General features: G+C 71.2%; 18 protein-coding genes and 3 tRNA genes. 10 read left to right on the forward strand and 11 right to left on the reverse strand.

What is annotated here, in order from left to right; translation table 11 throughout:
• Window positions 1-105: 105 nt before the first annotated feature.
• Window positions 106-948, reverse strand: a complete 843-nt coding sequence (locus tag ACIP5M_RS01625) for a hypothetical protein (protein ID WP_401190722.1) — start codon at window positions 946-948, stop codon at window positions 106-108.
• 209 nt (window positions 949-1,157) lie between these two features.
• Here ACIP5M_RS01625 and ACIP5M_RS01630 point away from each other — a divergent pair, with 209 nt between their 5' ends.
• Window positions 1,158-2,252, forward strand: coding sequence for a Leu/Phe/Val dehydrogenase (locus tag ACIP5M_RS01630; RefSeq protein ID WP_401190724.1), 1,095 nt, complete (start codon window positions 1,158-1,160; stop codon window positions 2,250-2,252).
• A 289-nt stretch (window positions 2,253-2,541) separates the two neighbouring features.
• Window positions 2,542-2,796 carry a DUF3073 domain-containing protein gene (locus tag ACIP5M_RS01635; RefSeq protein ID WP_215014111.1) on the forward strand — a complete coding sequence of 85 codons (255 nt, stop codon included), beginning with the start codon at window positions 2,542-2,544 and terminating at the stop codon, window positions 2,794-2,796.
• Between the two features lie 80 nt (window positions 2,797-2,876).
• Here the strand turns inward: ACIP5M_RS01635 and purM are convergent, their stop codons facing one another.
• Complete coding sequence (gene purM / locus ACIP5M_RS01640) at window positions 2,877-3,947, reverse strand: phosphoribosylformylglycinamidine cyclo-ligase (RefSeq protein WP_401190726.1); 1,071 nt, start codon at window positions 3,945-3,947, stop codon at window positions 2,877-2,879.
• A gap of 99 nt (window positions 3,948-4,046) precedes the next feature.
• The gene (gene purF / locus ACIP5M_RS01645) at window positions 4,047-5,564 is read right to left on the reverse strand and encodes an amidophosphoribosyltransferase (protein WP_401190728.1); all 1,518 of its coding nucleotides are present in this window, start codon (window positions 5,562-5,564) and stop codon (window positions 4,047-4,049) included.
• Window positions 5,565-5,712: 148 nt separating this feature from the next.
• Between purF and ACIP5M_RS01650 the strand changes: the two genes are divergently transcribed.
• A complete protein-coding gene (locus ACIP5M_RS01650; protein WP_350325720.1) occupies window positions 5,713-5,808 on the forward strand; it encodes a putative leader peptide in 96 nt (31 codons plus the stop codon).
• A gap of 116 nt (window positions 5,809-5,924) precedes the next feature.
• Window positions 5,925-7,349 (forward strand): sulfatase-like hydrolase/transferase, encoded by a 1,425-nt coding sequence (locus tag ACIP5M_RS01655; protein ID WP_401190730.1) that lies wholly within the window; start codon window positions 5,925-5,927, stop codon window positions 7,347-7,349.
• Between the two features lie 59 nt (window positions 7,350-7,408).
• Here the strand turns inward: ACIP5M_RS01655 and ACIP5M_RS01660 are convergent, their stop codons facing one another.
• The 6 genes from ACIP5M_RS01660 to purS form a co-directional block, all read right to left on the reverse strand.
• On the reverse strand, window positions 7,409-8,218 hold the full coding sequence (locus tag ACIP5M_RS01660) for an META domain-containing protein (protein WP_401190732.1): 810 nt from the start codon (window positions 8,216-8,218) through the stop codon (window positions 7,409-7,411).
• Between the two features lie 49 nt (window positions 8,219-8,267).
• The gene (locus ACIP5M_RS01665) at window positions 8,268-9,059 is read right to left on the reverse strand and encodes a sterol carrier family protein (RefSeq protein ID WP_401190734.1); all 792 of its coding nucleotides are present in this window, start codon (window positions 9,057-9,059) and stop codon (window positions 8,268-8,270) included.
• 9 nt (window positions 9,060-9,068) lie between these two features.
• Complete coding sequence (locus ACIP5M_RS01670) at window positions 9,069-10,322, reverse strand: hypothetical protein (protein WP_401190736.1); 1,254 nt, start codon at window positions 10,320-10,322, stop codon at window positions 9,069-9,071.
• Window positions 10,323-10,458: 136 nt separating this feature from the next.
• Window positions 10,459-12,708: a phosphoribosylformylglycinamidine synthase subunit PurL gene (purL, locus tag ACIP5M_RS01675; protein WP_401190738.1), complete on the reverse strand. Its 2,250-nt coding sequence runs from the start codon at window positions 12,706-12,708 to the stop codon at window positions 10,459-10,461.
• The gene (gene purQ, locus ACIP5M_RS01680) at window positions 12,705-13,385 is read right to left on the reverse strand and encodes a phosphoribosylformylglycinamidine synthase subunit PurQ (protein ID WP_401190740.1); all 681 of its coding nucleotides are present in this window, start codon (window positions 13,383-13,385) and stop codon (window positions 12,705-12,707) included. Before purQ ends, purL begins: the two co-directional genes overlap by 4 nt.
• Window positions 13,386-13,387: 2 nt before the next feature.
• Window positions 13,388-13,648, reverse strand: coding sequence for a phosphoribosylformylglycinamidine synthase subunit PurS (gene purS / locus ACIP5M_RS01685; protein WP_214942389.1), 261 nt, complete (start codon window positions 13,646-13,648; stop codon window positions 13,388-13,390).
• 329 nt (window positions 13,649-13,977) lie between these two features.
• On the opposite strand from purS, the gene ACIP5M_RS01690 reads away from it, so the two are divergent.
• From ACIP5M_RS01690 to ACIP5M_RS01715, 6 genes are all read left to right on the forward strand, one after another.
• The gene (locus tag ACIP5M_RS01690; protein WP_401190742.1) at window positions 13,978-14,295 is read left to right on the forward strand and encodes an Lsr2 family protein; all 318 of its coding nucleotides are present in this window, start codon (window positions 13,978-13,980) and stop codon (window positions 14,293-14,295) included.
• 88 nt (window positions 14,296-14,383) lie between these two features.
• Window positions 14,384-14,455: transfer RNA gene (locus ACIP5M_RS01695), tRNA-Gly, on the forward strand.
• A gap of 77 nt (window positions 14,456-14,532) precedes the next feature.
• Window positions 14,533-14,608 (forward strand) — tRNA-Gly (locus tag ACIP5M_RS01700).
• Window positions 14,609-14,845: 237 nt separating this feature from the next.
• Window positions 14,846-16,087: a sensor histidine kinase gene (locus ACIP5M_RS01705; RefSeq protein ID WP_401190743.1), complete on the forward strand. Its 1,242-nt coding sequence runs from the start codon at window positions 14,846-14,848 to the stop codon at window positions 16,085-16,087.
• Window positions 16,084-16,695, forward strand: coding sequence for a response regulator (locus ACIP5M_RS01710; RefSeq protein WP_401190745.1), 612 nt, complete (start codon window positions 16,084-16,086; stop codon window positions 16,693-16,695). Before ACIP5M_RS01705 ends, ACIP5M_RS01710 begins: the two co-directional genes overlap by 4 nt.
• 22 nt (window positions 16,696-16,717) lie before the next feature.
• Window positions 16,718-16,790 (forward strand) — tRNA-Gly (locus ACIP5M_RS01715).
• A gap of 54 nt (window positions 16,791-16,844) precedes the next feature.
• Here ACIP5M_RS01715 and ACIP5M_RS01720 read toward each other — a convergent pair.
• Both ACIP5M_RS01720 and ACIP5M_RS01725 read right to left on the reverse strand, forming a co-directional pair.
• Window positions 16,845-17,750, reverse strand: coding sequence for a phosphoribosylaminoimidazolesuccinocarboxamide synthase (locus tag ACIP5M_RS01720; RefSeq protein WP_401190747.1), 906 nt, complete (start codon window positions 17,748-17,750; stop codon window positions 16,845-16,847).
• A gap of 72 nt (window positions 17,751-17,822) precedes the next feature.
• The gene (locus ACIP5M_RS01725; protein WP_401190749.1) at window positions 17,823-19,310 is read right to left on the reverse strand and encodes a N,N-dimethylformamidase beta subunit family domain-containing protein; all 1,488 of its coding nucleotides are present in this window, start codon (window positions 19,308-19,310) and stop codon (window positions 17,823-17,825) included.
• Window positions 19,311-19,524: the final 214 nt, after the last annotated feature.

Here is a 19,524-nt window from a genome sequence, read left to right on the forward strand (position 1 = left end):
TGCCATCTTCAGGCCTCTGATCAGCGATTTATGACCGATCGGCCGATACGCAGGGGTACGGACGGATCCCCCGCGACCCGTCGCAGCATGATCCGCTCTCTCGGACTAATTCGCGAACAGCCTCTCCCGGACCGACCGCCACCGGTCCGCCAGCACCCCGTACGCCTCGGCCGCCCCGCGGGCATCGCCCGCCCGCAAGGCGGCGATGCCGGCCGCCAGTTCCCCGGCCGACCGGTCCTCCGCCAGCCCGGCCGCCGGCAGTGCGTGCAGCAGTCCGCCGTAATCCAGTTCGACCATCGACCGCGGGTGGAACTCCTCCAGCCAGCTCCCCACCTCCACCAGACCGTCCGCGAGCGCCCCGTAGCCCTCCGCCTCCCGCAGCGTCCGCAGCGCCCGCGCGAGGCGTCGCCGCGCCTGCACCATCGGCGTCCGGTAGCGCAGCCGCTCGCCCGGCAGGTACTCCCGCTCCTCCTCGGCCACCAGGACGAACCAGCGCAGGGGCACCTGCCACACCCCGGTACGGATCCAGGGGCGGGCGTCCGGGTTCCGCTCGCGCCAGCGCTCGTACTCCTCCGCCGCCCGCCGGCGCTCGCCCGGCGGGAGCGCCGCGTCCAGCACCGGGCCCGGGAACGACTCGACCAGCTCCTGGAGCGCCAGCCAGCCGCGCAGCCTGGTCCGCCACGGGCAGACCAGCAGCACCCCGTCGACCTCGGCGGTGAAGGCGTCCGCGCTCTCGTGCGCCGGCACCCCCACCACGGGCACCCGTACCAAGTCCGTGAGGGACCTGCGCAGTTCGTCCTGCGCGGTCGGGGCGGGCCCGCGCCGGGCGTAGTCGGCCCAGTGCGCGCGCTCCGCCTCGGGGAAAGCCGCCAGTGGCTCGTAGACGCGCAGGTAGGAGGCGTACGGAACGGTCGGCGCCGAGCGCGCGGAAGGAGGGGATTCGCTCACGCTCTCGTACTGCCCCTCCCGGCGGCCCGGCTCACCTCCGGGACCCCTGTTGCCGGGCCGGCCGGGGCCGCCCGTCCCCCGGGAGTGTTCCGATCTCCGGACAGGTCACCTACGCACGCCCCGCAGGTCTTACTCTGCTCCCAGCACGCCCTCCCCCACCCGCAGGGCGGGCGTCATTCCGCCGCATCTCTTCCATGGGAGTCACCACCGTGACCGAAATGACCGACGGCGTCCTGCACACCCTGTTCCGTACGGAGCAGGGCGGCCACGAGCAAGTCGTGCTGTGCCAGGACCGAGCCACAGGCCTCAAGGCCGTCATCGCGATCCACTCCACCGCTCTGGGCCCCGCCCTCGGCGGTACGCGCTTCCACGCGTACGCCTCCGACGAGGAGGCCGTCATGGACGCGCTCAACCTCTCGCGCGGCATGTCGTACAAGAACGCCCTCGCCGGTCTCGACCTCGGCGGCGGCAAGGCCGTGATCATCGGCGACCCTGACGTCATCAAGTCCGAGGAACTGCTCCTGGCCTACGGCCGGTTCGTGGAGTCCCTCGGCGGTCGGTACGTCACCGCCTGCGACGTCGGCACCTACGTCGCCGACATGGACATCGTGGCCCGCGAGACCCGGTGGGCCACCGGCCGCTCCCCCGAGAACGGCGGCGCGGGCGACTCCTCGGTGCTCACCGCCTTCGGTGTCTTCCAGGGCATGCGCGCCAGCGCCCAGCACCTGTGGGGCGACCCGACCCTGCGCGGCCGCAAGGTCGGCGTGGCGGGTGTCGGCAAGGTCGGCCACTACCTGGTCGAGCACCTGCTGGCGGACGGCGCCGAGGTCGTGATCACGGACGTACGGGAAGAATCCGTACGCCGGATCCTCGAGAAGCACCCGGGCAAGGTCACGGCGGTCCTCGACACGGACGCGCTGATCCGCGTTCCCGGCCTGGACATCTACGCCCCCTGCGCGCTGGGCGGCGCCCTGAACGACGAGTCGGTGCCGGCCCTGACCGCCCGGATCGTCTGCGGCGCGGCCAACAACCAGCTCGCCCACCCGGGCATCGAGAAGGACCTCGAAGACCGCGGGATCCTCTACGCCCCGGACTACGTGGTCAACGCGGGCGGCGTGATCCAGGTCGCCGACGAGCTGGTCGGTTTCGACTTCGACCGCTGCAAGGCCAAGGCCACGAAGATCTTCGACACCACCCTGGAGATCTTTGCTCGCGCGAAGACGGACGGCATCCCGCCGGCCGCGGCGGCCGACCGGATCGCCGAGCAGCGGATGGCGGACGCCCGCGCCGCCCGCGCGGTCTGACCCTTCCGGGGGACCCTTGGGCGGCCCGCCGGGGCGCGGCGAGACGGAACTCACTGCGCTTCGGCGGGTCGCTCGCCAGGAAAGGGTTAAAATCGCGGTTGACCAGCGAGGACGGGGCGCCTTGTTGGTTCTGCACCGGGGCGCGTCATGCGGGCGGCGTACCGTATGGCCGCGGAAGCAGGTACCGTTAAACCCCTACGGACGGTCTCTTCACGGAGAGCCCGCTCCGAACCATGAACGCGTGTCAGACTCTGGGGCCGTCGAGCCCCGTCACCGAGGGGGTCGAGCCATGGGGCGCGGCCGGGCCAAGGCCAAGCAGACAAAGGTCGCCCGCCAGCTGAAGTACAACAGCGGCGGGACTGACCTCTCGCGTCTGGCCAATGAGCTGGGCGCATCGCCGACGGAGCCGCTGCCTGTCAGCGAGCCGGTCGAAGTCGATGACGATCTGGACGACGACGACCCGTACGCCAAGTACGCGGCTCTCTACAACGACGACGATGAGGACGAAGAGTCCGGCCCGTCGGCACAGCGTCGCGGCGCTTGACGCCCTAGGGCGTCTGCACAGCAGGTCATATAGCTGAAACCCGGTCCAGGGCATTGCCCCGGGCCGGGTTTCAGTGCTGCTCAGCTCGCGTAGGCACCCGTGAGGGTCGCGCCCTCGGTGTGGTCACCCCGGTCGAGGATCTCTCCCGCGACCCAGGCGTCGACGCCCCGGTCGGCCAGCACGGTCAGGGCCACGTCCACCGACTCCTGCGGGACCACGGCCATCATGCCGACGCCCATGTTCAGGGTCTTCTCCAGCTCCAGCTGCTCGACGCTGCCGGCCTTGCCGACCAGGTCGAAGACGGCTCCGGGAGTCCAGGTGGAGCGGTCGACCGTGGCGTGCAGGTGGTCCGGGATGACCCGGGCCAGGTTCGCCGCGAGTCCGCCGCCGGTGATGTGCGAGTACGCGTGGACCTCGGCCGTACGGGTGAGGGCCAGGCAGTCCAGCGAGTAGATCTTGGTGGGCTCCAGCAGCTCCTCGCCGAGGGTGCGGCCGAGCTCGGCGACCTCCTGCTCCAGGGACATCTTGGCCCGGTCGAAGAGGACGTGCCGGACGAGCGAGTACCCGTTCGAGTGAAGGCCGGACGAAGCCATCGCGATGACGGCGTCCCCCGTACGGATGCGATCGGCGCCGAGCAGGCGGTCGTACTCGACGACACCGGTGCCGGCGCCCGCCACGTCGAAGTCGTCCGGGCCCAGGAGCCCCGGGTGCTCGGCGGTCTCGCCGCCGACGAGGGCGCAGCCGGCGAGGACACAGCCCTCGGCGATGCCCTTGACGATGGCGGCGACCCGCTCGGGGTGCACCTTGCCGACGCAGATGTAGTCGGTCATGAAGAGCGGCTCGGCCCCGCAGACGACGATGTCGTCCATGACCATGGCGACCAGGTCGTGGCCGATGGTGTCGTACACGCCCATCTGGCGGGCGATGTCCACCTTCGTGCCGACTCCGTCGGTGGCTGAGGCGAGCAGCGGGCGCTCGTAGCGCTTGAGGGCGGAGGCGTCGAAGAGGCCGGCGAAACCGCCGAGGCCGCCGAGGACCTCGGGACGCTGCGTCTTCTTCACCCACTCCTTCATCAGCTCGACGGCGCGGTCTCCCGCTTCGATGTCGACACCTGCTGCTGCGTAGCTGGCACCGGTGGTCTTCTCTGTCATGACAGGAGAGAGCTTTCGTGTCGTTACTGCTGTGGTGCCGGGCCCCCGGAAAAGCTTCAAAGGAGGGGCCCGGCGCAGGTTGAGCGGGAGGCGCGGGCCCTACGGGCGGCGCAGCGCGTCGGCGGCGTCCGTGCCGCCGGCGAGCTCGTTCTCCAGGAGCTGCTTGCCCAGGAGCTGCGGGTCGGGCAGCTCCATCGGGTACTCGCCGTCGAAGCAGGCACGGCAGAGGTTGGGCTTCTGGATGGTCGTGGCCTCGATCATCGCGTCCAGCGAGATGTACGAGAGCGAGTCCGCGCCCAGCGACGTGGCGATCTCGTCGACCGTCATGCCGTTGGCGATCAGCTCGGCCCGGGTGGCGAAGTCGATGCCGAAGAAGCACGGCCACTTCACCGGCGGCGAGGAGATCCGGATGTGGACCTCGGCGGCGCCGGCCTCGCGGAGCATCTTGACCAGCGCGCGCTGGGTGTTGCCGCGGACGATCGAGTCGTCGACGACCACGAGGCGCTTGCCCCGGATGACTTCCTTGAGGGGGTTGAGCTTCAGGCGGATGCCGAGCTGGCGGATCGTCTGCGAGGGCTGGATGAAGGTCCGGCCGACGTAGGCGTTCTTGACCAGGCCGGAGCCGTACGGGATCCCGCTGGCCTCGGCGTATCCGACCGCGGCGGGCGTGCCGGACTCCGGCGTCGCTATCACCAGGTCGGCCTCGACCGGGGCCTCCTTGGCCAGGCGCCGGCCCATCTCGACGCGCGAGAGGTACACGTTCCGGCCGGCGATGTCGGTGTCCGGGCGCGCCAGGTAGACGTACTCGAACACGCAGCCCTTGGGCTTCGCTTCTGCGAAGCGGGAGGTGCGCAGGCCGTTCTCGTCGATCGCGATGAGCTCGCCCGGCTCGACCTCGCGGACGAAGCTGGCGCCGCAGATGTCGAGGGCGGCGGTCTCGCTCGCGACCACCCAGCCGCGCTCCAGGCGGCCGAGGACCAGCGGGCGGATGCCCTGCGGGTCACGGGCGGTGTAGAGGGTTCCCTCGTCCATGAAGACCAGCGAGAACGCACCCTTGACCTGCGGGAGGACCCGGGCGGCCGACTCCTCGATGGTCAGGGGCTTGCCGTCCTCGTCGGTCTGCCCCGCGAGCAGGGCGGTGACCAGGTCGGTGTCGTTGGTGGCGGCCACCTGGGTGGCACGACCGTCCTGACGGGGGAGGTCGGCGACCATCTCGGCGAGCTCGGCGGTGTTCACCAGGTTGCCGTTGTGACCCAGGGCGATGGAGCCGTGGGCGGTCGCGCGGAAAGTGGGCTGAGCGTTCTCCCAGACGGAGGCTCCGGTGGTCGAGTAGCGGGCGTGACCGACCGCGATATGACCCTGGAGCGAGCCGAGAGAGGTTTCGTCGAAGACCTGGGAAACGAGGCCCATGTCCTTGAAGACGAGGATCTGGGAACCGTTGCTCACAGCGATTCCCGCGGACTCTTGTCCACGGTGCTGCAGGGCATACAGTCCGAAGTAGGTGAGCTTGGCGACCTCTTCACCCGGAGCCCAGACACCGAAGACGCCGCAAGCGTCCTGGGGGCCTTTCTCACCGGGGAGCAGGTCGTGGTTGAGTCGTCCATCACCACGAGGCACATCTCCGAGTGTAGGCGAGATCGACCACTGGTCCGAATTCGGGATACCCGGGAAATCTCACAGCACAGAGGGTGACTGCGTGCCCCTGTCTCGGTATGCGGATGGGCTTGTTGACAGCTACAAGCGCATTCGTACAGGCTCTCGCCCCATGCAGCCCCTCGGTGACCGTTCCGTCACCCTCGTCGAGCGCCGGCACGTGGACCTGGTCCGTGTCGCGAGCGCCATCTGTCGCTGTTCCGCGTAGCCACAACTCTTTTCCCCCTTTTCACATTTCCGCTCAGCCCAGTCCTGTCCTGCCGTGCCGCGCGCCGTGCCGCGCCCCGCCGGGGACGGGTGGGTGAGCCGTGCCTTGGAGTACCTGTGTCTTCGTACGACAGCAAGCTGTCCCGCCGCGCCTTCGGAGGTGCCGTCGGAGCGACCGCGGCCGCCGCCGCGGTAGGACTCGGCGCCGCCCCCGCGGCCGCGGCCGACGCCCCGGAGGCGGGGCGTGCGGAACGCGAGTTCCGGGCCGCGCGCGGCCGGCAGTCGCGCCGGCCGAACATCCTGTTCATCCTGGGTGACGACCTGGGCTGGGCGGACCTGTCCTCCTACGGGTCCCCGCACATCAAGACCCCGAACCTGGACCGCCTGGCCCGTCAGGGCGTGCGGTTCACCGACGCCTACGCGGGCTCCGCGACCTGCTCGCCGACCCGGTTCAGCCTGTACACCGGCCGCTACCCGGGCCGTACCAAGGGCGGCCTGGCCGAGCCCATCGCCGACAAGTCCGCGGGCCTGGATCCCACCCATCCGACGCTGGCCTCGCTGCTGAAGGGGGCCGGCTACGCCACCGCGCTGATCGGCAAGTGGCACGCCGGATACCTGCCCGACTACAGCCCGACGAAGTCCGGCTGGGACGAGTTCTTCGGCAACTTCGGCGGGGCGCTGGAGTACTACTCCAAGCTCGGCCTGGGCGGGGAGTACGACCTCTACGAGGGCGACGCCGAGTACAAGGACCTGCGCTACTACACGCGGATCATCACCGAGCGGGCGAGCGAGTACGTCTCCCGCGACCACGGCGGCAAGCCGTGGCTGCTGAACCTGAACTACACCACCCCGCACTGGCCGTGGATCGCCGACGGGGACACGGAGCAGAGCGCCGAGATCGTCCGGCGGATCAAGGCGGGCGACGGACGCGCCCTGTGGCACCAGGACGGCGGTTCCGTCGCGAAGTACAAGCAGATGGTCGAGGACCTGGACCGGTCGGTCGGCGAGGTGCTGAAGGCGCTGGCGCGCTCGGGCCAGGAGGAGAACACCCTGGTCGTCTTCTCCAGCGACAACGGCGGCGAGCGCTTCTCGTACAACTGGCCGCTGTCGGGCAACAAGGCCTCCCTCCAGGAGGGCGGGATCCGGGTGCCGAACATCGTGCGCTGGCCCGCGCGGCTGGACGGCGGCCAGGTCAGCCGCGTCCCGGTCTTCAGCCCGGACTGGACGGCGACGCTGCTGGAGGTGGCCGGGACCCGCCCGCACCCGGCGTACCCGCTGGACGGGGTGAGCCTGGCCGGGTACCTGCTGCGCGGGGAGGGGCTCGCCGAGCGGAATCTGTTCTGGCGGGTCCGCGGGGAGCGGGCGCTGCGGCGCGGCGACTGGAAGTACTACCGGGGCAAGGCGGGCAGGGACCAGCTGTTCCACCTGGCCGGGGACGTCCGCGAGCAGGCCGACAAGGCGGCGGCCGAGCCGGCCCGGCTGGCGGAGCTGCGGGCGGCCTGGGAGGCGGTGGACGCGGGGCTGCTGCCGTACCCGGGCTGAGCCGGGGCCGGGCCGCTCGGCGGCCCGGCCGCTCGGCCGGTCGGCGGCTTCGGCGCGGGCTATTCGGCGGCGGAGGCCGCCCGGGCGGTCAGGCCCTTGCCGTCGGGAGCGGTGAGGGTCAGTGCCCGGTCCTGGATCTTCCAGGTCAGCGGACCGCTGCCGAACAGCTCGGTCAGCGCCCGCTCCACCTCCCCCGCCGGGCCCTCGCACGCCATACGGGTGGAGGTCACCGGCCCGAAGGTGAGCGTGGACCCCTCGACGGTGGCCTTGGCGCTGAACCGGTTGCAGCCGAGGACGCCGCTCGCGCTGCCGTCGGCGCCCACGGTGAACCGGGCCTTGCCGGCCGCCTCGGCGGGGACCGAGGCAACCGTCGCTCCGCTGATCAGCGAGTCGACCGTCCACTGGGTCACGATCAGCGGGGCGTCCGCGTCCGGGGGCCTCGGGGTCATCGCGATCGTGCTCCCGTCGGCGGTCTTCAGGGTGAGCCGGTCGGGCCCGCGGTCGATGGTCAGCCGGCCCTTGAAGAGCTTGGCGAACTGGGTCTCGAACTCCATGTCCGCGCAGGCCATCTCGGTCGTGGCCCCCGGGGTGACCGTCACCGCGGACGTCCCGGAGAAGTCGACCGCGGCGGTGAAGCCATTGCACCCGTAGTTGCCCGTGGCCTCCTTCTCCGCGAGGTCGACGCGGGCACGGTCGGGCGCGTGCAGGGTGCGGCCGCCGGTGGTCAGGGACTCGACGGCCCAGGGGCCGGTGAGGTCGGGGAGCGTGGCGGACGCTCCCTCCTCGGTCCGGCCGCATGCGGTGAGGGCGAGTGCGAGCACCGGGACGACGGCGGCCAGGCCGATCGGGACGTGCCGGAAGGTACGCATGCTCCTGGGACGGGCCGGAACGGCAGGCGGTTCCACCGGTTGCGCCCCCTCAGCTCATCAGCGGCAGCAGCGCCGACAGGTCGGCCCGCTCGCCGCTCGCGCTGACCTGCGCCGCGTCCAGCATCTCGGCCCATCCCGTACGGCCCGTGGCGAGCCGGAGCCAGGTCAGCGGGTCGGTCTCCACCACGTTCGGCGGGGTGCCGCGCGTGTGGCGGGGGCCCTCGATGCACTGGACCACCGCGAAGGGCGGGATCCGTACCTCGACCGAACCGCCCGGCGCCTTGAGCGCGAGGGCGTCGGCGAGCAGCCGGGTGGCGGCGGCCAGGGCCTGCCGTTCGAGCGGGATGTCCAGTCCGGCGGCCCGGTTGAGGTCGTCGGTGTGGACCACCAGCTCCACGGTCCGCGTGACCAGGAAGTCGGCCAGGGTCATGTCGCCGATCCACAGGTGCAGCACGCGTCCGCCCGGGTTGGCCGCGAGCGCCTCCGCCATGCGGTCGGCCGCACGGTCGAACAGCTCGGGCAGCGGGGCCCCGTCGAGGGTCTCCCGGGCGGCCTCGGAGATCTTCCCCGCGAGGGAGGCGGTGACGGAGGGCCATTCGACGGCCGTCAGCTCGGCGACGGCGCCGGGCGGCCGGGCGAGGCCGCCGGCGAGGGAGTCCGCGATCCACGCGACGTGCGCGGCGAGCTCGGCCACGCTCCACTCCCCGACGCCGCTGGGCACCGCCAGCTGCTCGGGGCCCAACTCCCGGACGGCCCGCGCTACATGCCCGAACTGCGCGGTGACGGCGGCTCGGATCCTGGCGGGGTCGTAGGTACGCGGCTTCTTCTTCCCGGGCGGCATGCCCCGACCCTACTGGGGCCCGGGCAGCACGAGTCCGGTACACCCGCGCCGCGTCGCCGTCTCGGTGGCGTAGGCCGCGAAGACCTCGTCGAGACGCGGGCCGAGCACCACGTCGTACCGGTAGGCCGTGGTCATGCCGAGGACGGCGGGGCGGCCCTGGCAGGTGGCCGAGGCGTACAGGACCAGGTAGTCCCGCCCTGCCTGGCCGGCGGCGATGGCGGTGGGCTTCTTGGTGAAGGGCTCCACCTTGGTCCCGGCCGCGTCGTCGCCGAAGTACGAGAAGGTCTGCAGCCACCAGGGGTTGGTCCAGCGGTCGCTGGGGCCCCCGGCTTTCACCCCGGCCGCCAGGAGCCGGGCATGGATGCCCTCTCGGGTCTGCGTGTCCAGCGCCAGCACGCAGGACTCGGTCGCGCCGTGCTCCGGCACCGGCACGCCGAGCGCCTTGTCCGGGAGCCGCTCCCGGTCCTGGCGGCCGCGCAGGAAACCCGCGTACCACGCGCAGCTGCCGGTGCCCTGCTCGGCGGGACCGAGAATGCGCCCCGGCGCGGGCAGCGCGGCGGGCAGTTCGGGCGGGGTGACGGCGCAGCCGCCGCGCTCCGCGGCCTTCACCGCCGCGGTCCGGGCGAGCGAGGCGAGGGTCTTGCGTTCCTTGTCGTCCGGGTCGCCGTACCGGGCGGTCGCCGAGGCCCGGTAGGAGGTCACACCGGCAGCGGGCCGCGCACAGACGGCTGTCACCGAGACGGTCCGGGCGGTGTAGGTCCCCGCGCTTCCGTCGCCCAGGGGCGCGGGCAGGGGATCGCTCACCTGGTCGGTGACGTCCTCGACGGCGCCCCGGACGCGCCCCGAAGGGAACGGGCCGTCGTCGGGATCGATCACATGCAGGCCCTGCTGCGGGAGCGAGTGCACCTTGAGGCCGAAGTGAACCAACCACACGGTCTTGCCGTGCTCCTCCTGGGCGGCCGTCAGGACGCACTCGTCCGGCAACTGATCGAGGTCGAGCCTGCTCCTGTCCCTGACCTCGCTCGCCCTCAGCCGGTCGCGGCCGCCGTTCAGCCCCATCACCGCGTCGGCGTCGACCAGGTCCGCGCACGCCGCCCGGACCGCGGTGCGGCTCTCCCCGCGGTACTGCCACGACTGGTACGAGCCGTACAGGGCCCAGCCGCCGAAGACGATTCCGCCCACACCGGCGATGCACAGCAGCAAATTGACCGCATTGCGCCATCGGCCTCGGTCCGGCAGTGGTCCCCCGCTGGACGGTCCCATCGGTTCGAACATCCCCCGCCCCCCACTCTTGCAACTGCGACGACGCGGTGACGGTACCAACCGGGGCCCCCGCCGGGAACGGCCGAGCCCCCGGCCGGAGGAAACCGGCCGGGGGCTCGTACGCGAGGGGCGGGGATCAGGACAGCAGGGCCGGGATCGTCGCCTCGTGGGCCTCGCGGAGCTCCGCGAGGGGAAGGGTGAACTCGCCCTGGACCTCGATCTCCTCGCCGTCCACCACGCCGATGCGGGTGACCGGCAGACCCCGCGCACCGCACATGTCGGTGAAGCGGAGCTCCTCGCTGCGCGGGACGGCCACGATGGCCCGGCCCGCGGACTCGGAGAACAGGAAGGTGAAGGCGTCCAGGCCCTCGGGGACCACGACGCGCGCGCCGTTGCCGCCCTTGAGGCAGGACTCGGCGAGCGCCTGGATCACACCGCCGTCGGACAGGTCGTGCGCGGCGTCGATCATGCCGTCGCGCGAGGCGGAGATCAGGATCTCGGCGAGCAGCTTCTCGCGGCCCAGGTCCACCTTCGGGGGCATGCCGCCCAGGTGGTCGTGGACGACCTGGGACCAGGCCGAGCCGCCGAACTCCTCGGCCGTGTCACCCAGCAGGTACAGCAGCTGGCCGGCCTCCGAGAACGCCATCGGCGTACGGCGGTTGACGTCGTCGATGACTCCGAGGACCGCCACGACGGGGGTCGGGTGGATCGCGGTCTCGCCCGTCTGGTTGTAGAGCGAGACGTTGCCGCCGGTCACCGGGGTGCCCAGCTCCAGGCAGCCGTCCGCCAGACCGCGGCAGGCCTCGGCGAACTGCCACATGACGTCCGGGTCCTCCGGCGAACCGAAGTTGAGGCAGTCGGAGATCGCGAGCGGCTTGGCGCCGGTCGCGGCCACGTTGCGGTACGACTCCGCGAGCGCCAGCTGCGCGCCCGTGTACGGGTCGAGCTTGGCGTAGCGGCCGTTGCCGTCGGTCGCCATGGCCACGCCGAGGTTGGACTCCTCGTCGATGCGGACCATGCCCGCGTCCTCGGGCTGCGCGAGGACGGTGTTGCCCTGCACGAAGCGGTCGTACTGGTCGGTGACCCACGACTTGGAGGCCTGGTTCGGGGAGGAGACCAGGGCCAGGACCTGCGCGCGGAGCTCCTCGGAGGTCTGCGGCCGCGGCAGCCTGCCCGCGTCGTCGGCCTGGAGGGCGTCCTGCCAGGAGGGGCGGGCGTAGGGGCGGTGGTAGACCGGGCCCTCGTGGGCGACGGTGCCCGGGGGCACGTCCACGATCTGCTCGCCGTGCCAGAAGATCTCCAGGCGCTCGCCGTCGGTCACCTCACCGATGACGGTGGCGATGACGTCCCACTTCTCGCAGATCTCCATGAAGCGTTCGACGTGCTGCGGCTCGACGATCGCGCACATCCGCTCCTGCGACTCGCTCATGAGGATTTCCTCGGGCGAGAGGGTCGCGTCGCGCAGCGGGACGGTGTCCAGCTCGACGCGCATGCCGCCGGAGCCGGCGGAGGCCAGCTCGGAGGTGGCGCAGGAGAGCCCGGCGCCGCCGAGGTCCTGGATGCCCGCGACCAGCTTCTCCTTGAAGATCTCCAGGGTGCACTCGATGAGGAGCTTCTCCTGGAAGGGGTCGCCGACCTGGACGGCGGGGCGCTTGGTCGGCTTCGTGTCGTCGAAGGTCTCGGAGGCCAGTACGGACACGCCGCCGATGCCGTCGCCGCCGGTGCGGGCGCCGTAGAGGATGACCTTGTTGCCGGGGCCGGAGGCCTTGGCGAGGTGGATGTCCTCGTGCTTCATCACGCCGATGCAGCCGGCGTTGACCAGCGGGTTGCCCTGGTAGCAGGCGTCGAAGACGACCTCGCCGCCGATGTTCGGCAGGCCCAGGCAGTTGCCGTAGCCGCCGATGCCCGCGACGACGCCCGGCAGGACGCGCTTGGTGTCGGGGTGGTCGGCCGCGCCGAAGCGCAGCGGGTCCACGACCGCGACCGGGCGGGCGCCCATGGCGAGGATGTCGCGGACGATGCCGCCGACGCCGGTGGCCGCGCCCTGGTAGGGCTCGATGTAGCTCGGGTGGTTGTGCGACTCGACCTTGAAGGTGACCGCGTAGCCCTGGCCGACGTCGACGACGCCGGCGTTCTCGCCGATGCCGACGAGCATGGCGTCGTTCTGCGGGGCCTTCTCGCCGAACTGCTTCAGGTGGACCTTGCTGCTCTTGTACGAGCAGTGCTCGGACCACATGACGGAGTACATGGCGAGCTCCGCGCCGGTGGGGCGGCGGCCGAGGATCTCGCGGATGCGGGCGTACTCGTCCTCCTTGAGGCCGAGTTCCTTCCACGGCTGGGAGGCGTCCGGCGTCTCGGTGGCGTTCTTGACGGTGTCGAGGCTCATGCGGAGACCAGCTTCTTCAGGACCGAGGTGAAGAACGGGAGGCCGTCGGTGCGGCCCGTCCCGATCAGCGGCTCGACCGCGTGCTCGGGGTGCGGCATGAGGCCGACGACGTTGCCCGCGGCGTTGGTGATGCCGGCGATGTCGCGCAGCGACCCGTTCGGGTTCACGTCGACGTACCGGAAGGCCACGCGGCCTTCGGCCTCCAGTTCGTCGAGCACGCGCTCGTCGGCGACGTACCGGCCGTCCATGTTCTTGAGCGGTACGGAGATCTCCTGGCCGGCGTCGTAGTCGCCGGTCCACGAGGTCTCCGCGTTCTCCACCCGCAGCTTCTGGTCGCGGCAGATGAAGTGCAGGTGGTTGTTGCGGAGCATCGCCCCCGGCAGCAGGTGGGCCTCGGTGAGGACCTGGAAGCCGTTGCAGATGCCGAGGACGGGCATGCCCGCCCTGGCCTGCTCGATGATGGTCTCCATCACCGGCGAGAAGCGGGAGATGGCTCCGGCGCGCAGGTAGTCCCCGTAGGAGAAGCCGCCCGCGAGGACGACCGCGTCGACCTGGTGCAGGTCCTTGTCGCGGTGCCAGAGCGAGACCGGCTCGGCCCCCGCGAGGCGGACGGCGCGCAGCGAGTCACGGTCGTCGAGCGTTCCGGGGAACGTGACGACTCCGATGCGTGTGGTCACCGTCAGGCCTCGACCTTCGCGGTCTCGACCCGCACGGTGAAGTCTTCGATGACGGTGTTGGCGAGGAACGTTTCGGCCATCTTGTGGATGCGGTCGAGGGCGGCCTGGTCGACCGGTCCCTCCACTTCCAGCTCGAAACGCTTCCCCTGGCGGACGTCGGCGATGCCCTCGAAGCCCAGGCGCGGCAGTGCACGCTGCACCGCCTGGCCCTGGGGGTCGAGGATCTCCGGCTTGAGCATGACGTCGACTACGACGCGTGCCACTGGCACTCCCGATGAGGTGGTTGGTGCGAAGGCGGTTCCCTCAGCGTACCCGGCCGAAATTTCTACGCGGGTAGATATCCTTCGGTCCTGATCGCCGAGCGGTTTCGGCTTCACCAACGCTTCGCAAAATCCCCCGGAAAACCACGCGCCCGGGATTGCGGCGGGACACGCGGAGAGAATTAACTGGGCTTCGCAATGCAATGAGAATCGGGGTACAAAGGAATCACCCGGGATTCCCGTGGAAAGATGCATTGCCCCGAAACATCCACACAGGCGACATCGCCGCACGTCAGCAGGTGGCGGCGCGTCGCACGAAGGGACCGATATCCGTGGCGCAGCGCGTAGTGGTCACGCTCTCCGATGACATCGACGGCGGGGAAGCGGCGGAAACGGTCGTGTTCGCTCTGGACGGTAAGTCGTACGAGATCGACCTCAATGTGGCGAACGCAAAGAAACTGCGGAAGAGTCTGGCCCCCTTCGTGGCCGCCGGCCGCCGGCAGTCGCGCTCGGGGAAGACCTTCAAGCACACGTCCATCGCGCCGGACCCGGCGGTCGTCCGCGCCTGGGCCCGGTCGAACCAGTACGAGGTGCCGCCGCGCGGCCGCATCCCCAAGAAGATCTACGAGGCCTACAACGCGGCTCACTGAGGGCCGATTTGCCATCCACCCCCATGGGTCGGCTAGTGTGTGGATCACGCCGAGGGGCCAGACCGCAAGGTCAAGCCCCGAAGGTCGTGCGGGTGTAGTTCAGTAGCAGAACATCCTCCTTCCAGGAGGAAGGCGCAGTGTGCGATCCCTGTCACCCGCTCTGCATCGGTTTACCGACCACTGCCGTGGATCAGGTAGAGTGATGCACGCATTGCCCCGGCAGTGCACGCAGTACATGCGGACGTAGCTCAGTTGGTAGAGCACCACCTTGCCAAGGTGGATGTCGCGCGTTCGAGTCGCGTCGTCCGCTCCATAAGGAGAAGGCCCCGGTCATTACGACCGGGGCCTTCTTCGTGTTTCCCGGGGCTTCCCGCCAGGGACGAATCCCCTGACAAATGTCATCGCGGCGCATGACACCGCGCACTGCCGGCCCGGCCGGGGAGCCGCGAGGCTGGGTACCGCGCCGGTCTGGGTCATGATCACGGTGTTTGCTGTCCAGAGGCGGTTCCGGTGGGAACCGCGCCGCTAGAACAACTTCGGGGGCCGGGCCGTGTCGAGACTGACCGGGTGGTGGAAGAACCGCAGCAGCGCGGCGAAGGTCGAGCTGTACACACGCTGCTCGTTCCACTTCTTCGTACTGATCGAGATCGGGTCGTTCGGATTGCCCCTGGTGGGCTCGGCGGCGATGAGGTCGTCCTCGCGTCCCGTCTCCGTCGCGGTCTTCCTTGCCCTGTGCGCGCACTCGGTGCTGGTCGGATTCCTCTCCTCCAGGGCGCTGGACCGGGTGGTGGGGCGCCGGGACCGTCCGGTGCGGCTCGCGGCGGCCACGGCGGTCCTGACGGCCGTTGCGTGCGTCGCCACGCTCTCCCTCCGCAAGAGCGGGCACATCGACGCGTCGGTCGCCCCGTCCCTGGTGATCGGCATGAGTTCCTTCGGTACGGGATCGGTGGTGCTGTGCCTGAAGAAGGTCCGGCACATGTGGTGCGTCGCCCCGGGTGCGACGGTCGCCGCGGCCGCCGCGACGGTCGCCCTCGGCCTGCCCCCGGGCGAGGTCGCCGGCTACGCGGTCGCAGTGCTGCTGACCGGCCTGTTCATGAGCCTGGCCTACGGGTTCTCCGGGTGGCTGCTGAACACCGTCCACGAGCTGGACCGCGCCCGGGAGCTCCAGGCACAGCTGGCAGTGGCCGAGGAGCGGCTGCGGTTCGGACGGGACCTGCACGACGTGATGGGCCGCAACCTGGCGGTGATCGCGCTCAAGAGCGAGCTGGCGGTACAGCTGGCGCGCCGCGAACGCCCGGAGGCGGTCGACCAGATGGTCGAGGTGCAGCGGATCGCGCGCGAGTCACAGCGGGAGGTACGGGACGTCGTGCGCGGCTACCGGGAAGCGGATCTCGCGGTGGAGCTGGAGGGCGCCCGCGGGGTGCTGAGCGCAGCCGGGATGCACTGCCGGGTCGAGTACGAGGAGGCCGTGCACCGGCTGCCCTCCGAGGTGCAGTCGGCGCTCGGCTGGGTGGTGCGCGAGGCGACGACGAACGTCCTGCGGCACGGGGACGCGCAGACCTGCCTGATCCGGCTGACCGCGCCTGCGGAGGGCGCGGTGACGCTGCTGGTGGAGAACGACGGGGCGCCCGGCACCCCGGCCGGGCCGCCCGGCTCCGGGCTGGCGGGGCTGCGGGAACGGCTCGCGGCGGTGGAGGGGACCTTGCTGGCGGGCCCGGCCGAGGGCGGCCGGTTCCGGCTGCGGGCCGAGATCCCCGGCCCGCGGACACGACGACTGGAGGTGGGGGCGTGAGCCTCGTACGGGTACTGCTGGCCGACGACGAGCACCTGATCCGGGGCGCGCTGGCCGCGCTTCTGGCCCTGGAGGACGATCTGGTGGTCGTCGCCCAGGCGGCGTCCGGGCCGGAGGCCCTGGCCATGGCGCGGGCGCACCGGCCGGACGTGGCGGTGCTGGACCTCCAGATGCCGGGCGCGGACGGTGTGAGTGTCGCCACATCCCTGCGGGCCGAGCTCCCCGACTGCAAGGCCATGATCGTGACGAGTCACGGCCGGCCGGGACACCTGAAGCGGGCCCTGGCGGCGGGGGTCCGGGCCTTCGCCCCGAAGACCGTCTCGGCGCAGCGGCTGGCCGAGCTGATCCGGACCGTGCACGCGGGCGGCCGCTACGTGGACCCGGAGTTGGCGGCCGACGCCATCAGCGCGGGGGATTCGCCGCTGACCGCCCGGGAGACGGAGGTGCTGGAACTGGCGGCGGACGGGGCGCCGGTCGCGGAGATCGCGGACCGGGCCTCGCTCTCGCAGGGGACCGTACGGAACTACCTGTCCTCGGCGGCGACGAAGCTGGGCGCCGAGAACCGGCACACGGCGGTGCGTCTCGCACGGGAGCGAGGTTGGGTATAGTGGTTCCCGCGCCACGGCGCATGCGGACATAGCTCAGTTGGTAGAGCACCACCTTGCCAAGGTGGATGTCGCGAGTTCGAGTCTCGTTGTCCGCTCAGAACGCGAAGGCCCCGATCACCGATCGGGGCCTTCGTCGTGTGCCGTCCGGCTCAGCTCCAGGTCAGCCCGGTGAGGCGCTCGTAGGCCTCGATGTACTTGGCGCGGGTCTGCGCGACGACGTCCTGGGGCAGTGCGGGCGGCGGGAGTTCGCCCTTCGCGTTCCAGCCGGAGGCCGGGGAGGTCAGCCAGTTGCGGACGAACTGCTTGTCGAAGGAGGGCTGGGTGCGGCCCGGCTCCCACTGGTCGGCGGGCCAGAAGCGGGAGGAGTCGGGGGTCAGCACCTCGTCGGCGGCGACCAGCGTGCCGTCCTTCGGGTCGAAGCCGAACTCGAACTTGGTGTCCGCCAGGATGATCCCGCGCTCACGGGCGATGTCCCGGGCGCGGCTGTAGACGGCCAGGGTGACCTGGCGCAGCATCGCGGCGGTCTCGGGACCGGTGGTGCGCGCGACCTCCTCGTAGGAGACGTTCTCGTCGTGCTCGCCGACCGCGGCCTTGGCGGCCGGGGTGAAGATCGGGGCCGGCAGTTCGGAGCCGTCGACGAGCCCCTCGGGGAGGGCGAGTCCGCAGACGGTGCGGGTCTGCTCGTACTCGGCGAGGCCGGAGCCGGTCAGGTAGCCGCGGGCCACGCACTCGACCGGGACCATGTCGAGGTTCCGGCAGATCAGGGTGCGGCCGGCCCAGTCGGCGGGGGCGCCGGCGGGAAGGTCGGTGGAGATGACGTGGTTCGGGACGAGGTCCGCGAGCTGGTCGAACCACCACAGGGAGAGCTGGGTCAGGACGCGGCCCTTGTCCGGGATCTCGGTGGGGAGGACCCAGTCGTAGGCGGACATGCGGTCGCTGGCGACCATGACGAGGCGGTCGTCCTCGTCGCGGTAGAGGTCGCGCACCTTGCCGGTGTGGAGGTGGACGAGGCCGGGCACCTGAACCGGCTCGGGCTTTTCGACGAATCCGGACACGGGGTCTCCCTGTGGTTCTGTACGAGCGGAACCATTCTCCCGTACGAGCGCCCCTGCCCCGGTCAGGGGGTCTCAGTCCCTCTTGCAGATCCGGTCGAGGAGGTTCGCGGTGGCCCGCTGGACCCGCTCGTCGACGTGGCCGGGGCGGTCGAGCGCGGGGGACCAGGCGAAGGTGCCGGACGCGAAGACCAGGGCGCCGCTGGGCGCCCGGTAGAGGGACGTCTCCTGGTGGCGGCGGTGGTTCTCGCTGTCGAGGTACGGGGAGTGGGCGAGCAGGATCCGGTCCTGGTGCTCGGGGAGCTGGGTGCGCGGGAAGTACCGGTCGGCCTCGCCGGCGACCAGGCCGGGCAGCTCGTCGTTCTCGCCGGCGCCGGTGGAGTCCCAGAGCCAGTGCGTGGCATTGCGCACGATCAGGGGCGCCGGCTCGGGGACCCGTCCCGCGTACTGGATGCCGAGCAGCTGCTGCTCCGGACGGTCCACCTCGCGCCAGAGGCTGGGGCGGCCGGGGCCGCGGCGTTTTCGGCAGGTGAGGAGCCGGTCCTCGACGCCGGAGGGGGAGGCCGCGAGCTCGACCTGCCAGTACATGGTGTTGGCGGAGAGGAAGACGAGCGAGGTGCCCTGGTCGCGGGCGCGTTCGGCGGTGCGGCGCATGGGGGCGGACCAGTACTCGTCGTGGCCGGGGAAGACGAGTCCGCGGTACCGGGTGGGGTCGACGCGGCCGGCGTGCAGGTCGCGGGCATCGGCGTAGGCGAGGTCGTAGCCGTAGCGCTCGGCCCAGCGGATGAAGTCGTAGGCGTGGCCGACGTGGAGGGGCAGGCCGGCGCCGGCGTAGGGCCGGTCGAAGGAGACGGTGATGGCCGCGTCCTGCTCGCCGAGGAGGCGGCCCTCCTCGTCCCAGGCGTGGTAGAGGCTGGCGCCGGTGCGGCCGTCCTCCGGATAGAGGTTGTAGGCCTGCCAGGTGATGTCGGGGAGCAGGAGCAGGAGGTCCGCGGGGTGGTCGTCGCGGACGGTGAAGGGGATGTGGGAGCGGTAGCCGTCGGCGGTGGTGAGGACGGCGACGTACGCGCCGACGCTCCAGTAGGACGGGACCTGGAGGCGCCACGACAGCCACCAGTGGTGGCAGGAGACCGTCCGGTCGGCGGCGAGGGGGGCCGGCTGGACGATGCCGGAGAGGCGGGGGCTGGTGGTGATCTTGGAGGCGCCGTCGCCGCCGTAGTGGCCGATCCGGTAGACGTCGACGGAGAACTGCTGGGGCGGGTCGACGGTGATGTGGAAGTCGATGGCCTCGCCGGGGGCGACGGCTCCGGTGGAGCTGAAGCCCTTGATCTGGCGGTGCACGTCGTCGGCGGTGCGGGGGCCGCCGTTGCCGCGGGCGCGGGGGATCTGGCCGGTGCCGGCGGCCGCGGCGGCCGGGTCCACGTACCAGGGGACGACCTGGCCGGTGTCGTCGAAGTAGAGCTCGCTCCCCCGGAACCAGGGCAGGGGGCCCTGCCCGAAGGGGTCGGTGACCGCGTGCGCGAGCGCACCTGACTCCCAACGCCGGATCTGGTCCGCACTCATGATCGCTCCCCTCCCTCGGTTCCCCCGAACGGGCATTCATTCGGACCCCAGCACATCACATAACGCACGCAGTCCGTCACCGTTCGTCGCGAATTGACGTGACCGGAACATTGGCATCCGGTTGTTTGTGCGAGAAGTGGCCCGTTGGGGCGGCGCGCCGCGGCGGTCACGGGCGGTCTCGGGGCCGGTGGGTGGTGTGCGGGCACGGGGGCGG

Source organism: Streptomyces sp. NPDC088762 (assembly GCF_044750905.1).
Taxonomy (GTDB): domain Bacteria; phylum Actinomycetota; class Actinomycetes; order Streptomycetales; family Streptomycetaceae; genus Streptomyces.

What these genes read in the sequence shown, in the direction of transcription:
- ACIP5M_RS01665 (WP_401190734.1), bottom strand. Translation starts at nt 9,059, where the DNA reads ATGCCGCCCGGGAAGAAGAAGCCGCGTACCTACGACCCCGCCAGGATC.
- ACIP5M_RS01660 (WP_401190732.1), bottom strand. Translation starts at nt 8,218, where the DNA reads ATGCGTACCTTCCGGCACGTCCCGATCGGCCTGGCCGCCGTCGTCCCG.
- ACIP5M_RS01650 (WP_350325720.1), top strand. Translation starts at nt 5,713, where the DNA reads ATGCAGCCCCTCGGTGACCGTTCCGTCACCCTCGTCGAGCGCCGGCAC.
- ACIP5M_RS01725 (WP_401190749.1), bottom strand. Translation starts at nt 19,310, where the DNA reads ATGAGTGCGGACCAGATCCGGCGTTGGGAGTCAGGTGCGCTCGCGCAC.
- purL (WP_401190738.1), bottom strand. Translation starts at nt 12,708, where the DNA reads ATGAGCCTCGACACCGTCAAGAACGCCACCGAGACGCCGGACGCCTCC.
- purM (WP_401190726.1), bottom strand. Translation starts at nt 3,947, where the DNA reads ATGACAGAGAAGACCACCGGTGCCAGCTACGCAGCAGCAGGTGTCGAC.
- ACIP5M_RS01670 (WP_401190736.1), bottom strand. Translation starts at nt 10,322, where the DNA reads ATGGGACCGTCCAGCGGGGGACCACTGCCGGACCGAGGCCGATGGCGC.
- ACIP5M_RS01635 (WP_215014111.1), top strand. Translation starts at nt 2,542, where the DNA reads ATGGGGCGCGGCCGGGCCAAGGCCAAGCAGACAAAGGTCGCCCGCCAG.